This window comes from Bacillus sp. JK62, from assembly GCF_053663455.1.
Genome location: NZ_JBSJQA010000001.1, coordinates 715921 through 728680, shown reverse-complemented (window position 1 = coordinate 728680; position 12760 = coordinate 715921). Strand labels below are relative to the sequence as shown.

At 46.4% G+C, this 12760-nt stretch carries 13 protein-coding genes; 3 read left to right on the top strand and 10 right to left on the bottom strand.

The window, feature by feature from the left end:
* Nucleotides 1-224 precede the first annotated feature (224 nt).
* Entirely contained in the window at nucleotides 225-782 is a 558-nt protein-coding gene (locus ACWJJ4_RS03590; RefSeq protein ID WP_014418904.1) for a GbsR/MarR family transcriptional regulator, read from the top strand.
* Between the two features lie 20 nt (nucleotides 783-802).
* Here ACWJJ4_RS03590 and ACWJJ4_RS03585 read toward each other — a convergent pair whose 3' ends face one another.
* Complete coding sequence (locus ACWJJ4_RS03585; RefSeq protein ID WP_070082389.1) at nucleotides 803-1435, bottom strand: NAAT family transporter; 633 nt, start codon at nucleotides 1433-1435, stop codon at nucleotides 803-805.
* 439 nt (nucleotides 1436-1874) lie between these two features.
* On the opposite strand from ACWJJ4_RS03585, the gene ACWJJ4_RS03580 reads away from it, so the two are divergent.
* Nucleotides 1875-2585, top strand: coding sequence for a zinc ribbon domain-containing protein (locus ACWJJ4_RS03580; RefSeq protein ID WP_191073222.1), 711 nt, complete (start codon nucleotides 1875-1877; stop codon nucleotides 2583-2585).
* A 39-nt stretch (nucleotides 2586-2624) separates the two neighbouring features.
* Here the strand turns inward: ACWJJ4_RS03580 and ACWJJ4_RS03575 are convergent, their stop codons facing one another.
* Nucleotides 2625-4415, bottom strand: coding sequence for a zinc ribbon domain-containing protein (locus ACWJJ4_RS03575; RefSeq protein ID WP_454021443.1), 1791 nt, complete (start codon nucleotides 4413-4415; stop codon nucleotides 2625-2627).
* 131 nt (nucleotides 4416-4546) lie between these two features.
* Here ACWJJ4_RS03575 and ACWJJ4_RS03570 point away from each other — a divergent pair, with 131 nt between their 5' ends.
* Complete coding sequence (locus ACWJJ4_RS03570) at nucleotides 4547-5008, top strand: GNAT family N-acetyltransferase (protein WP_102422559.1); 462 nt, start codon at nucleotides 4547-4549, stop codon at nucleotides 5006-5008.
* A 42-nt stretch (nucleotides 5009-5050) separates the two neighbouring features.
* Here ACWJJ4_RS03570 and ACWJJ4_RS03565 read toward each other — a convergent pair whose 3' ends face one another.
* From ACWJJ4_RS03565 to ACWJJ4_RS03530, 8 genes are read right to left on the bottom strand one after another with little or no spacing between them, the layout of a single operon-like run.
* Nucleotides 5051-6286 carry an MFS transporter gene (locus ACWJJ4_RS03565; protein WP_003151636.1) on the bottom strand — a complete coding sequence of 412 codons (1236 nt, stop codon included), beginning with the start codon at nucleotides 6284-6286 and terminating at the stop codon, nucleotides 5051-5053.
* On the bottom strand, nucleotides 6261-7181 hold the full coding sequence (locus ACWJJ4_RS03560; RefSeq protein ID WP_015387694.1) for a TIM barrel protein: 921 nt from the start codon (nucleotides 7179-7181) through the stop codon (nucleotides 6261-6263). Before ACWJJ4_RS03560 ends, ACWJJ4_RS03565 begins: the two co-directional genes overlap by 26 nt.
* Nucleotides 7182-7188: 7 nt before the next feature.
* The gene (locus ACWJJ4_RS03555) at nucleotides 7189-7866 is read right to left on the bottom strand and encodes a PIG-L deacetylase family protein (RefSeq protein WP_454021442.1); all 678 of its coding nucleotides are present in this window, start codon (nucleotides 7864-7866) and stop codon (nucleotides 7189-7191) included.
* A complete protein-coding gene (locus tag ACWJJ4_RS03550; RefSeq protein WP_454021441.1) occupies nucleotides 7829-8587 on the bottom strand; it encodes a WbqC family protein in 759 nt (252 codons plus the stop codon). Before ACWJJ4_RS03550 ends, ACWJJ4_RS03555 begins: the two co-directional genes overlap by 38 nt.
* Nucleotides 8560-9441 (bottom strand): GNAT family N-acetyltransferase, encoded by an 882-nt coding sequence (locus tag ACWJJ4_RS03545; protein ID WP_454021440.1) that lies wholly within the window; start codon nucleotides 9439-9441, stop codon nucleotides 8560-8562. Before ACWJJ4_RS03545 ends, ACWJJ4_RS03550 begins: the two co-directional genes overlap by 28 nt.
* Nucleotides 9442-9452: 11 nt before the next feature.
* Complete coding sequence (locus ACWJJ4_RS03540) at nucleotides 9453-10709, bottom strand: aminotransferase class V-fold PLP-dependent enzyme (protein ID WP_454021439.1); 1257 nt, start codon at nucleotides 10707-10709, stop codon at nucleotides 9453-9455.
* The gene (locus ACWJJ4_RS03535; protein ID WP_454021438.1) at nucleotides 10675-11604 is read right to left on the bottom strand and encodes an NAD-dependent epimerase/dehydratase family protein; all 930 of its coding nucleotides are present in this window, start codon (nucleotides 11602-11604) and stop codon (nucleotides 10675-10677) included. The genes ACWJJ4_RS03540 and ACWJJ4_RS03535 overlap by 35 nt, the downstream gene beginning before the upstream one ends.
* The gene (locus tag ACWJJ4_RS03530; RefSeq protein ID WP_166705811.1) at nucleotides 11601-12731 is read right to left on the bottom strand and encodes a DegT/DnrJ/EryC1/StrS family aminotransferase; all 1131 of its coding nucleotides are present in this window, start codon (nucleotides 12729-12731) and stop codon (nucleotides 11601-11603) included. The genes ACWJJ4_RS03535 and ACWJJ4_RS03530 overlap by 4 nt, the downstream gene beginning before the upstream one ends.
* Nucleotides 12732-12760: the final 29 nt, after the last annotated feature.

The following is a 12760-nucleotide window of genomic DNA, read 5'->3' as shown; positions in this document are numbered from 1 at the left end:
AAAGTATAATCTTTATTATAAGATGAAATTTGTAAAATAAAAAGTTTACAATGTGTTGAAATTATATACAATATACGTATTTTTTCATGTTATCCCGCTGACAATGCGGATGTTCTTACAATCGCTCCCGATAGCTCGCATATCCTGCCGCATCATCTTTTTCATCAACTGTAAAAAATATGATATATTGTCAGCATGAAAAGCCAGTGAAGGGATGATCAGCCGTGGAAAAAAACGCTCTTGATATCATCGGGCATGCTGAAGAGCATCTCATTGAGAGAATCGCCGAGAATATGCATACATTCGGAATGCCAGCCACACTTGGCCGTGTGCTCGGTATTATTTATATGAACCGCAAGCCGATGACGTTAAATGAGCTGTCAGAGGCGACCGGGATGAGCAAAACGAGGATGAGCCAGGTGGTCCGTGAAATGACTGATGCCAATCTGGCGGAAAAAGTGTTTGAAAAAGGCGTTCGCAAAGACCTTTACGACGTGGAGCGTGATTATTACCAGACGTTTATCTCCCTGTTTACGGCAAATTGGACAAAGGCGGTCAGCAAAAACAAAATGCTCTATAAAAAGCTGAACCGCGAGCTGACTGAGCTTCTGGAATCGGAAAATCTCAGTCCCGATATTGAAGAAAAAGCCCGTCAGCTTTTGGATGAACTGACGGATTGGCTCCATTATTATGACTGGCTGAGCCGTTTGATAGAATTTTTTGAGAGTGAAGAAGTGTTTCAGCATGTGCCGAAAATAGAAAAAAGCAGCACCCGAAGATAACCGGGCGCTGCTTTTTTAAGTCAGGAAACCAATATCGGGAACATGCCTTTCAGACCGGCGCCGATCATGCCGATCGCCACCACCGCCAAGATCAGCCCCATCAGTCGGGTAATGACGTTCATTTCGGTTTTCCCGAGCTTATTGCTGATGAAAGATGAATAGTGAAAGAAGATGAACGTCATCGCGATGACGGCCGCAATGCCGATAAGCACGCTGATGTAATGGATGATGCCGCCATGGCCGGCCGACAGACTCATCACCGTCGCAATCGTACCGGGACCGGCAATAATCGGAATCGACAAAGGCGTCACGGATATATCGGCTTTCTCCTTGCTCTCCCCTTTCTCTTCATGATGGAGAGACTGTACATGAGATTTCTTCGCGTTCAGAAGATTATAAGCGATGCCGAAAATAAAAATGCCGCCCGCGATACGCAAGGCATGAATGTTAATGCCGAACAGTTTAAAGATCAGATGGCCGAAGATTAAAAAAGCCGCCAAGATGATAAACGACAGCACGGAAGCCTTGCGTGCGATCGCTGTCCGTTCTTTCTCCGGGTATCCTTCCGTCAGTGAAAGAAAAATCGGCACGTTTCCGATGGGATTGGAGACTGCAAACAGTGAAATGAAGACATGAATGATGAATGAAAACATGCGTACCTCCTTATGACTTGCCATTATTGAGTTATGTTTTGTTCTCCGCTGTTTCTTATGCATGATTTTTACCCCGGGGTCTGCTTTTTATAACCTCAGCCGGACGATCCGGAAAACAGAAAAAACCGTCCTTGTAAGGACGGTTTTTTTCTGTTTGCTATCTCCATAAGCCTTTTCCGAATTTCAACAGCCGATAAAGCATTTTCAATTTTTTTAGCATGCGTTAATTTCCTTTTTCACTCTGAATCAATGCGCCGAGAGACATGATATCTGTCAGCTCCAATAAAATTCTACCATATTGGGTACTTTTTCTCTATTATCATTTCATAGAGAAGGTGATTTATATATCTTTAGAAAACTCCGTTACATCCGTCCTATTTTCTTTTATAATGTAAATATTGAACAAAATCCCTATATTACTTGTAAAAGGAGTTTTAGAATGTATTGTTCCCAATGCGGCCATCATACTGATGGCGGAAAATTTTGTGAAAAGTGCGGTGCGCTCCAGCACGGGCAGGGAGGCGCAGGCCAAACACAGGGTCAGGCCGCTCAGGCCGGCGCCGCGGCTAAACAGGCTTCAAAGCAATTTGCCTTATTCGTGCTTGATGTGTTAAAGAGACCGTATCAAACATGTAAAACGACAGGCGGCGAACAGCTTGTCAGCAGCATCATCAACATGGTGCTTTTCTGCCTGCTGACGCCGATTATGTTTTATATTCTCTTATCAGACGGCTTTCGTGATGTCAGTTTTACCGCGGTTGTGATCAAACCGGCGCTTACCTTTGCATTATGCGTATTCTGCCTGTATCTCTTGATTTTTATCGCTTTGAAGGCCGGCGGCGCGCAGGTGTCATTTAAAGATTCGCTGTCCAGATTCGGAGCATTTTTGATTCCGTTTACAGCTATTTTGCTTCTTGCCCTCATTTTTATGCTGCTTCATACAACCGTTTGCTTTACCATTCTGGCTGTCGGTCTTTTAGGAGCGGCGTTTGCCGTGCCTCCGCTCATGCTGGCGAGCTATCAGCATCAGCTCACGGCTAAAGCGGATATCATTTATTCTGTTATCGTCATCTATTTGATCATTTGCGTAACGTTTCAATTCACGATCAAGCATTATATGAAAGAACTCATGAATTATTTCTTCTTTTAAAAACGGAAACCCCGCCGCCTGATTGGCGCGGGGGTTTTTTTATTGAATGGATGTTAAATAAATTCTTCCGTCTTTGACAACGCCGCCATACGTCCAATTGTATGTTCTGAGCTTCGGACTGCCGCCGGCTTTCGTAATATAAAACTCCTCGTACGTATGAATCGTCAGATGAGAGCCTTTCTGTGAAAAGCTTTTGACATTCACTTCATTAAATACTTCGGTCGTCCCCTCGCTGTGCAGTTTTTTGACCAGTTTCTGCTGATCAGCATACAAAGGGCTTCCCTCTTCTAAATTGCCCGCCATGATGGCAAAATTGTTAAGGCTGACGGCGCTTGATTGATTTGTCAGGTAATCAGTCATAAACGATGTGACTTGCTCGTTTGTCACGCTGCCTGAAGCTGTATTTCCTTTGGAAGATGCCCATGCGGATGTATAGGTTTTCGGCTGGTCGTTTTTTATTTTTTTTACATTTGTCCCAGAAGAATCTGAGGCAGGGTCAGCTTTTTCGAAAACCCATTTTTTATGTTTTGTATCATATGAGAGTATATAATGAAAGCTCGGCTCAGCCTCTTCCATATCAGGCTTCGTATTCCCGTCGAAATAAGCAGACTCATGAAGCTCTTTACCTGTAACAGTTGCTTGCCAGCGGCCGTTCTCTTGAGAAATCGCAAATGAATCCAGATCAAAGCTTGTCTCTTTATACTGATCTTTCAAAAAGGTGCCGGAACTCTTCATGCCGGATACCACTTCTTTCGTCTGCTCTTTCCAGGCGGAACCAGCCTCGGTCATCTGATCGGTATTTCCGTCTGCCATCGCTTTTGTATACTGCTTCGTTGTTTTGACAATCGTGTCCATAATTGTTTGTTGTGTATCTTGATCCGGGATAAGCGTTAATTCCATATAAGTACCGTTGATCGGAACATCGGCAGTTTTCATTTTTCCCCAAGGAAAATCAGCCTCCACGGCGGCTGTCATGGAACCGTCAGTTAAGAGCGGACCGTATGTAACGGATTTAAACGGATCTTTATGGACGGACTTGCCGTTTATCAGCAGATCGCCTTTCGCGTTTTTGAAGCTGTCTGCCGGAGTGAACGTCACATCCTCGGCGTCTAACGGCAGATCAAACTCAACATTCCGGCTGCCGGCCGCCTCTGCCTCTTGCTTTTTGACAACGTCAACCGTGTCATTTTTAAGCTTGGCTTCCGCCGTGTAGACACCGGGTGCATACGGGCCGAAGATTTGGGTTTCATCGGCTTTTTTGACCGTACCTGTTTTCTCGCTGTTGATATAAAGATCGGCGCCTTTATAATTGCTGGTGACGCGGAAATAAACCGGATCGACTTTCAGTTCGTAATGGTCAAACAAAAGAAGGGTTTTACCCTCTTTTTTGACGTATACCGCATCTTTTTCTGATGAATTGCCGCGAAGCGTTGCCAGCAGTTCATCGTGTTTCTTTGCGTATGCAAGGAGCGGTTTGACATTGGTCTCATTCAGCTTCAGTTTTTTGTCTGAAGGAGTGAGCAGGGCTGCGAGCTTTTTCGTGTCCCCGTCATGAACTGCCTGTTCGAATTGATCTGTGAGCCTTTTTTCAGATGTCAGCCAGGCTCCGGTTTTATATGCGGCAATCAATAAGATCAGCGCTGCGGCAATGCCGCCCCATATGAAGAGCGTTTTTTTAGGGATCGGCTTTCTCATTTGTGAAGCAGGTTCAGCCGCTCTTACAGCCGCCTGCCGTTCAAGCCGGCTTCCTTTCCCGATCGGTTTTCCGCATTCTTTACAGAAATGCGCCTCTTCGTTGTTCTGTCGGCCGCAATACTTACAAAAAAACATGACTTTCCTCCTATTCAATCTGCAAAACTTGTATAACTTTTCCTATGTTTCATATTTTATAATAAAGTAGAATGATTTTGGAGTTATTTTGAAAAATAGCTGTCGATCATAACGGAGGAGGAGAAACAGACATGCAAAAACTGAGCATCCGAAAAGCCGCGGAGCCGGATGAAGCGCTGTATGAACTATTGCTGCTGGCCGATCCGTCGAAAGAGATTGTCGATGATTATCTTGTAAGAGGAGAATGCTATACGGCTTGGACGTCAGACGAGCTTGCAGGGGTTTACGTCTTATTGCAAACAAGGCCGAAAACGATAGAAATCGTAAACATCGCGGTAAAAGAATCGCTGCAGAACAGGGGATTCGGAAAACAGCTGGTGCGGGATGCCATTGAAAAAGCGAGAGAATCGGGAGCTGACACGATTGAAATCGGCACCGGAAATTCCAGTATTCATCAGCTGTCACTCTATCAAAAATGCGGATTCCGCATTCAGGCTGTCGACCATGATTTTTTTATCAGACATTATGATGATGACATTTTTGAAAACGGCATTCAATGCCGGGATATGATACGGCTTTATTTGGATTTATGATAAAAGGGCGCCGGCTGACATCGGCGCCCCTTCGTTTAACATTCAGACGGATTGATCCGCTTGTTTCTCTGTATTTCTTTGACTCCCTTGTCTGACTGAAAAAACAGCAAAAACGATCGTAAGGGTCAGTCCGACCGCCGCAAAAATATAATCCGCATTCATCAACAGCAGAAGCCCTGTGTAGACAGCGGCCGACAGCGGTTCACCCATTTTGACAATGGAAAAAATCAGTGCAAAGACCCTTCCGAAATATGCGGCCGGAACCGTCTTTTGGAAATACAGCACCGTTTGCACATCAATATACGAGATGATGATGCCGAGCACCAGGAAGATGATGCACTCAAACCCGTGAAGCGGAAAAAACAGCACCAAAATGAGCAGTCCCGCTGCCGTTAACGTCCGCGGGTACAGCCGGTTCAAGCGTTTTGTATTCCATTTGAAAAATACCGCCAGATTGCCCAAAAGCATCCCCGCCTGAAACATTGAATACATGACGGCAAACCATACAGAATAGTTCTGCTGAAAACGCTCCACAGCAAGAATCGGCCCCATTACTGAAATAAGACCGGCAATGACGAGATTTACGACGAAAAAGTATCCGACCGAAGTCAGCCATGCCGCATTTCCTTTCAGCATTCTGTAACCGGCTTTTACATCTTCAGCCCCGTTGCTTTTTTCATTGGGCTGTTCTGAAATACGAATGAACGCGATAAATGCCGCGGAGATAAAAAAAGCAGTTCCGTTTATGGCAAACAGCAGCCCGAACGGAATAGCCGCAATCATGATCCCGCTGATCAATTTTCCGACGATGAGTCCGATCAAGTCACTCGTATTGATCAAAGATGTCGCCTGATCAAGATGCTGTTTGCGGACGAGCAGCGGAATGATCGCAACTTTCGCCGGCGCAAACAGCATCGATTGCAGAGATAGACAAAAAGCGCACACCCCGGCTATCCACACGGTTAATAAATCGTTCGCGCTGAGCACCGCCAAGAGGATCATGATGACGGCCCGGCCCGTATTGCACAAATACAAGATCGACTTTTTTCGGAATAAATCAATCAGCGGTCCCGCCAGCACGCCAAATGTCAACGGCACGAGTTCGATAAAAGAAATAACGCCGACAAGAATTTTGCTGCCGGTCAATTCCAGCACTAACAGCGGCAGTGCAATAAGCCAGATCCCGTCCGCCGCTGAAGAAAACACCTGCGCACACCAAAGCTTTGCATAGTTCGGTGTTCGATATGTCATATCAGGCCCTTTTTTGATCCTCGGCATCAGAAACACCGCCGAACCATTCCAGCGTTCTCCATGATTCCCGTCTTTCCGTATAATCCTCTTCCATCACCTCAAATACAATGCCGGTATCTTGATTCCGATAAAGCTCCTGCAAAGTATCTGCAGCCCGTCTCAGCAGCTCCTCAGCGATCGTCCCTTCACTCGGATGGCGGCCCTCAAAACAGCGGACGCCGCCATGCGGGAACGCAAGCTGGCGAAATGAGCTGAAGTGATAATGTTTAATACTCTCTTTTATCGAGAGAAACTGAAAGAAATCCGGGTATCTCAGCTGGTCATTTCTGAACATAAGCGCGGAAGACAAGTGAGTCTGATAGGTAATCGCCCAATGGCACAGATCCCACGTAATACCGACATGCTTCAGATCCAGCTGAACCAGCTCTGTAAAATCCTCAGGATAAATGAAAATCGGATCAAAATCCTCTCCCAGATTCCCGATGATCGGAAGGTTTTCCACACCGATCCAAATGTCCGTCCCTTTCAGCTGCTCATCAAACTCTGCGAAAAACTCAATGATTTTTTTACGGTTTCCTTCCAGGTCATAGACTTGAAATTCCTCAACCGTCATAAATTGATTCGCATGAACGGTTATGCCTTTGGCGCCGTATTTCACAGCGAGCTCCGCAAAGTGATAAAGCTGTTTTTTGATGTGATCTTCATGCACATAATCGGCATGATCTGTCGGGAAATGCAGCGTCAATAATGAAGGATCAAGCTGTTTTGCATATTCCAGCGTCTGATTGAATGTTTTGAGATAATCCGCTTCACTAAAGGAGCGGCCGTCAAAAATATTCGCTTCCAGACCGTATCCCGCTTCCACCCATTTCTCATCGATTTGCTTCGGATCAAGTCCGAAAAACGGAATTTGAGCAATCATAGGACAGTCACCATGTTCCTCTCACAAGCATAAACGCTTCCGCAGCGGAAAAACCCGATTTTGCTCCCCATACACGGGCATTATGTTCGATTGCCTTCAAAGAGCGGGGATGAGGGAAGTCTCTGAGCTCGGAGCCGTAACACGCCATCGATTTCAATTTCGTTTCAAGCTCGTTTTCAATATTAACGAAGAAGTTGGCATGAAACTGATCCTTCTGACAGTAATTCCATTCCGTCGAAGACAATGTTTCATAGGCAAAAACCCGTTTTACCGTATGGCCGGGAAGCGGACGGGTTGCGGTCATGACCGCTCTGAATACGACGGAGTGGTCAATATTAATGTCACCGCCGTACTGGGTATACACAATGTCAGGCTGAAAACGATTGATTTGTTTCTCCGCTTCCTTCACGACATCCAGCAAATCCATTGAATCCATTCTGTTATCAGGAAGGTTCAGCCTGACAAAATCATGGATGCCCAAAGTGCTGAGCGCTTGTTCCGTTTCTTGAGCAGAATGCTGCATAACGGACTCTTCAGGCTTCTCATAATCCGTTTTTCTTGATGACTTGCCTTCCGCCATAATGACTGCCGACACGCTGTCACCTTGGCGGACATGTTTGGCGAGCGTGCCGCCGACGCCGATAATTTCATCGTCGGGATGCGCTGCAAATACCATTACTTTCATCATATTGCCCTCCTTTAACTAACATTTCAGCTGTATCCGCTCCGCAGTTCATCAGCATATCAAGCATGGAGAGGTGAGGGATATGCTCCTCGAATAATTGAGGATAGTCAAAATGCCGGATCTGCTGATACTCAATGACAATTCCGTTTCTTTCAAAATCGCTTTCTATTAAATAGTCGGAACCCTGACTGCCTGAATAATAACGATCCGCCCCCAGCTCCCGACAAAGCGCTAAAACAAAATCGCTTTTTTTCTCCTTCCGGCATTCGAGCTCAGAGACATAACAGAGCGGCGTTTCGATTCGGAGCTCTTTTCGGAAAAATTCAATGATGTGCATATTCAAATCATGGAGATATTCCCACTCCCGCTGATAGACATCTTGAAAAAAATGCTGGTACCGCTCAAAATAGGGAGCTTTCGCATAGTTCATCTTAATCGCCATCCAATGTTTTTTCCGCCAATCCTGTGTCTGGTCGATTTTCATATGCCGAAGCTCTATGTCTTTATATTGTTTCATCTGCAAAGGCACCGTCAGCCATCTGGGGCCCTGTGGCGTTTTGATTCTGTTGCGGTTCAGAAACCCTTTTTTCTCAAATTGAGCCGTGTCATGAATGGCAAACAGATCCGACTTATACATTTTTTCAAAAAAACCGTACCACGGCAGATAACTGGATTGATGGCCGCTTATTGTTTTCATTCCGGTTTCGTAAAAAGTCGGCATTGTTTTTCTTCAGCTCCCCAATATCGTTTCGGTCTTGCGATTTCTTTACTGTGTGAATAGCCAAAATCAGCCCATTGAAGCTTGCGGCTGATGGCGAATTGCAAAGCGTCACGCATCAACAAGTAAGAGGCCTGCGCTTTTTTTCCCGCCAGGCTGTTTACATTCTGCCAATAATAGAAATGAGAGCGGTCATAGAGAAAAATACTGCTGCTGATCAGCGTCTCATCCTGATATGCTCCGACCCAAAACATCCGGTCCCCAAACGTGTCAAGCAGTTTTTGGAAAAATCCCTGGCTCAGCACATAAGCCGCGCCGATTGCCGCCGTATGCTCCTTGTAGAGGTCGTAAAATGATTCAAGTTCTTGTCGCCCGATCAGCCTGGTGACAATATTCTCTTTTTCAGCGTATCTGACTGCCGTCCGGGCTTTTCCGGAAATGCCCGTCCAAAGTTCGTCAAACGTGTCCGGAAGCGTAAGAATCCGTGTCGCCTTTTCCGTCCACCCTTCCCCGATTTCTTCTGTAAAAGAAGTCTGACCGTACGGCAGCAGCATCCGGGATATGTTCCGGCCGAATATGGCCTCGATTTCACTTTGAAGCCATTCAAATGAGATGGGGCGATCTGAAATAACGCCGCCGTATCCGATCATATTGCCGGATAATACGCCCTTCTGTTCAAAAAGCGGAAGATAGATGACCTGTCCTCCGTCCGTTGTCAGTCTGACAGGGTGAAATGACGTGCCGGGAAGCTCTTCCATGAGAATTCCCCAATCATAGCTTTGAAACAATCCCGCCTGATACATGTCAGCGGCCCGATCCCATACCTGACGGGTCGTGCATACTGCTGTTTTTTGCATAGTTATCACCACTATTCAGTCTTATTCTGTTGCTCACAATATGATAAAACGGATTCGGCTACATATCTGGCTTGCTCCTTTTGAAGAGGAGGTTTAAACGGCAGAGAAAGAACTCTTTTCCAAAGCGGATCTTCCCCTTCTTCCGCCGCATATGTTTCATAAATCGGAATACGTTCGAGGGGAAGATAGTTCCAGCATGTTTGGATGCCTCTTTCGGCTAAATAAACGGAACACCCGTACCGCTCTTCATCCCGGGGGAATACAATCGTTAAATAATTCAGATGTTCTCCTTCCTGAGGCTGGATCATCTTTATGCCGTACGTCTCTTCCGCCTTTATAAAGATTTCTCCCGCCGTCTCTAAGTTTCGAATGGAAGCTGTTACAAGCTGATCCATACGTGAAAGCTGATCTTCAATAATGGCTTCCCTTGCCGGATGCATGCGAAGCACCGGTACAACAGCCGGTTTATCCGGCAGAGCTTCGAGCTTAGTGGCTTTCATGGAAGGCATGACGCCCGCTTTTCTATAAATATATGAAAGGGGATGATGCCGTTTCCGTTTCATAACAGCCTGTATTCTTTGATTTCTGATATAGGATCGATAGTCATTTGCTACTCGGCCGCGCCGTTCCATCGGGGGAGCTGCATTTTGCTTCAGCAATTCTTTCGGCGCGATTAACGCGCCGCCTCCGATACTCGCAAGCGGTTTTGACGGGCCAAAGCTTAAAATGCCGAAATCGCCCAGACCGCCGGCATATGTATCCGCTTGTTTTGTAAACATAGCTTGAGCGGCATCATCAATGACAAAAATACCGTGTTCCTTCGCCCAGTCAATGATGGCGGTATTTTCTCTCCGGCCGTATACATGCGTGAGGATAACCGCACACGTCTGCCGCGTCGCTTTTTTTTTGACATCCTCAAACGATAAAGAAAGATGCTCATCCAGCTGCGCAAAAACAGGCGTTGCACCGGATTGCACTACGGCATCAATGACATTCGGGCAGCTGAAGGATGAGAAAATCACTTCTTTCCCCGGCCCGGCTCCCGAATAAGTTAAGGCGAGCACCAGTGCCGCACTGCCGCTGGAGGTCAGTACAACCCCTTTTCCGTACCGTTTTTCCAGCTTTTCAGTCAGTCCGCTTTGTCCGGCAGTAAGCAAGTGCTTCACCGCGCGCAGACGGCCCCTGACGGAAAGCTGTCCGGGATAAACGGGATATTTAACTACTTCCGGGTTTTTAGGAAAGTGAAAGTTTGTGCTTTTGTCTTTCATCTTTTATGATCTCCAGGCCTTCATGCAGACTTACTTTCGGAGCGTAACCGAGTAAACGTTTCGCCTTCTCGATTGACGGCGCCCGTTTAAAAATCTCGATGTCTTTTCCCCTCACGCCGTCTTCGCCCAGCTTTTTAAACAGATAGTTATCCTTCTCTCTGCCAGAGAGCACATTGACTTTTTCAGCCAGTTCTTTTATCGTGATCGGCTGGTCGTTCCCGATATTAAAGTCTTCAAAGACGGCTCCTTCATGAATGAGCGCGAGATAAGTTCCGGTGACGATATCACTGATGTAGCTGAAGCAGCGTATTTGTCCGCCGTCTCCGTAAAGAGGCAGCTCAGAGCCATTCTCGGCCAGGCTGAAAAACTTGTTGATGACAAAATCCTCGCGCTGTTTCGGCCCGTATACATTAAAGTACCGGACGACCCGAATATGAAGTTCGTCGGAAGCCTGTTCTCTCAAATATTCCTCTGATTGCAGTTTGGCTTTTCCGTAAGCCGATTTCGGAAACTTTCGGCTTGTCTCGGTATAAGGAAAATCCGGTGAATCGCCGAATACTTCTGAGCTCGATGAGAAAAGAAGTGTTCTGATTCCCAATTCACCGCATACCTCGGTGACATTTTTCGTTCCTTCAAAATTGACCCGTATGACGTCTTCTTCATTGCTTCGGCAGCTGTCTACACCGACCATTGCCGCCAAATGGACAACCGCATCCGCTCCCCGCAGTGACTCGCGGAGGGACGTCCGGTCAAGGATATCCGTTTGGCGGTATTCAGTGTCAAAAGCCGGCTCCTTTTGGTCTGCAATAATGGTGTGATAACCTTTAGCCTGTAATAATGCCGCCAATTCGCTTCCGATAAAACCGGCTCCTCCGATAATCGCAATATGTTTCATGATCCTACCTCCTGGCTGATAGTCAAAACTTCTTTTATAGACTTGACAATATAGCTGCAATCCTCATCTGATAACTGGCTGTAAAGAGGCAGTGACACGATCTCCCGGAAAACACGTTCAGTAACCGGAAGCTCGGCAGGAAAATGTTTTTGATAGTAAGGATGCATATGCACGGGAATAAAGTGCACGCTCAGCCCGATCTGTTTTTCTTTCATTTTCTCAATAAACAGATCTCTGTCCATGCCGCCGTTCTCTCGGATCCGCAAAATAAATAAATGCCATGAGTGCGTTATGCCGTTCGGAATGTCAGAAAGCGGAAGCGCTGCTTTGTCAGATTGGCCCGACAGTTCACGCACATAAAATTGAGCGATCTGTGCCCGTTTTTCTTGAATTTTGTTTGCGCGCTTCAATTGAACCAGACCGAGCGCGGCCTGAATATCCGTCATATTATATTTAAAACCCGGCAATAACACGTCGTATCTCCAGCTGCCTTTTTCACCGTACCGGTTCCAGGCATTTTTTGTGATGCCGTGCCAGCCGTACAGCCTCGCTCTTTCTGCGGCCTGTTCGTCTTTCATGACGAGTGCTCCGCCTTCCCCCGTTGTAATATTTTTGGTGGCATAAAAGCTGAAGCACACGGCATCTCCATGAGTGCCGATCATGCTTCCGTTATATTTTGTACCGAGCGCATGAGCGGCGTCTTCAATCAGATACAATCCGTTTTCTTTACAAATGGACTGCAAGTTTTCCAGATCAGCCGGATAGCCGGCAAAATGAACCGCAATTACCGCTTTTGTGCGCGGCGTTATTTTCTTCCTGACATCTTCAGGATCGGCACATAGACTTTTCTCGCATATATCCGCAAACACAGGAACGGCTCCGGCGTGCAGGATGACATTGACGCTGGAACAGAACGTGAAGCTCGGCACGATGACTTCATCGCCTTCTCCCACACCGAGCGCCAATAAAGCCATGTGTAATGCAGCGGTTCCTGAATTACAGCTGATGACGTGTTCGGCTCCAATACATTCTCCCAGCTTTTTTTCAAAATCGATTACCTTCGGGCCTTTCGAAATCCAGCCCGACTGAATCGTTTCGGTTACGCTTGCGATTTCTTCGTTTGTCATATCAGGTCTGTGAAAAGAGATAAATCGAT

What these genes read in the sequence shown, in the direction of transcription:
- ACWJJ4_RS03585 (WP_070082389.1), bottom strand. Translation starts at nt 1,435, where the DNA reads ATGTTTTCATTCATCATTCATGTCTTCATTTCACTGTTTGCAGTCTCC.
- ACWJJ4_RS03580 (WP_191073222.1), top strand. Translation starts at nt 1,875, where the DNA reads ATGTATTGTTCCCAATGCGGCCATCATACTGATGGCGGAAAATTTTGT.
- ACWJJ4_RS03575 (WP_454021443.1), bottom strand. Translation starts at nt 4,415, where the DNA reads ATGTTTTTTTGTAAGTATTGCGGCCGACAGAACAACGAAGAGGCGCAT.
- ACWJJ4_RS03570 (WP_102422559.1), top strand. Translation starts at nt 4,547, where the DNA reads ATGCAAAAACTGAGCATCCGAAAAGCCGCGGAGCCGGATGAAGCGCTG.
- ACWJJ4_RS03565 (WP_003151636.1), bottom strand. Translation starts at nt 6,286, where the DNA reads ATGCCGAGGATCAAAAAAGGGCCTGATATGACATATCGAACACCGAAC.
- ACWJJ4_RS03560 (WP_015387694.1), bottom strand. Translation starts at nt 7,181, where the DNA reads ATGATTGCTCAAATTCCGTTTTTCGGACTTGATCCGAAGCAAATCGAT.
- ACWJJ4_RS03555 (WP_454021442.1), bottom strand. Translation starts at nt 7,866, where the DNA reads ATGAAAGTAATGGTATTTGCAGCGCATCCCGACGATGAAATTATCGGC.
- ACWJJ4_RS03550 (WP_454021441.1), bottom strand. Translation starts at nt 8,587, where the DNA reads ATGCCGACTTTTTACGAAACCGGAATGAAAACAATAAGCGGCCATCAA.
- ACWJJ4_RS03545 (WP_454021440.1), bottom strand. Translation starts at nt 9,441, where the DNA reads ATGCAAAAAACAGCAGTATGCACGACCCGTCAGGTATGGGATCGGGCC.
- ACWJJ4_RS03540 (WP_454021439.1), bottom strand. Translation starts at nt 10,709, where the DNA reads ATGAAAGACAAAAGCACAAACTTTCACTTTCCTAAAAACCCGGAAGTA.
- ACWJJ4_RS03535 (WP_454021438.1), bottom strand. Translation starts at nt 11,604, where the DNA reads ATGAAACATATTGCGATTATCGGAGGAGCCGGTTTTATCGGAAGCGAA.
- ACWJJ4_RS03530 (WP_166705811.1), bottom strand. Translation starts at nt 12,731, where the DNA reads ATGACAAACGAAGAAATCGCAAGCGTAACCGAAACGATTCAGTCGGGC.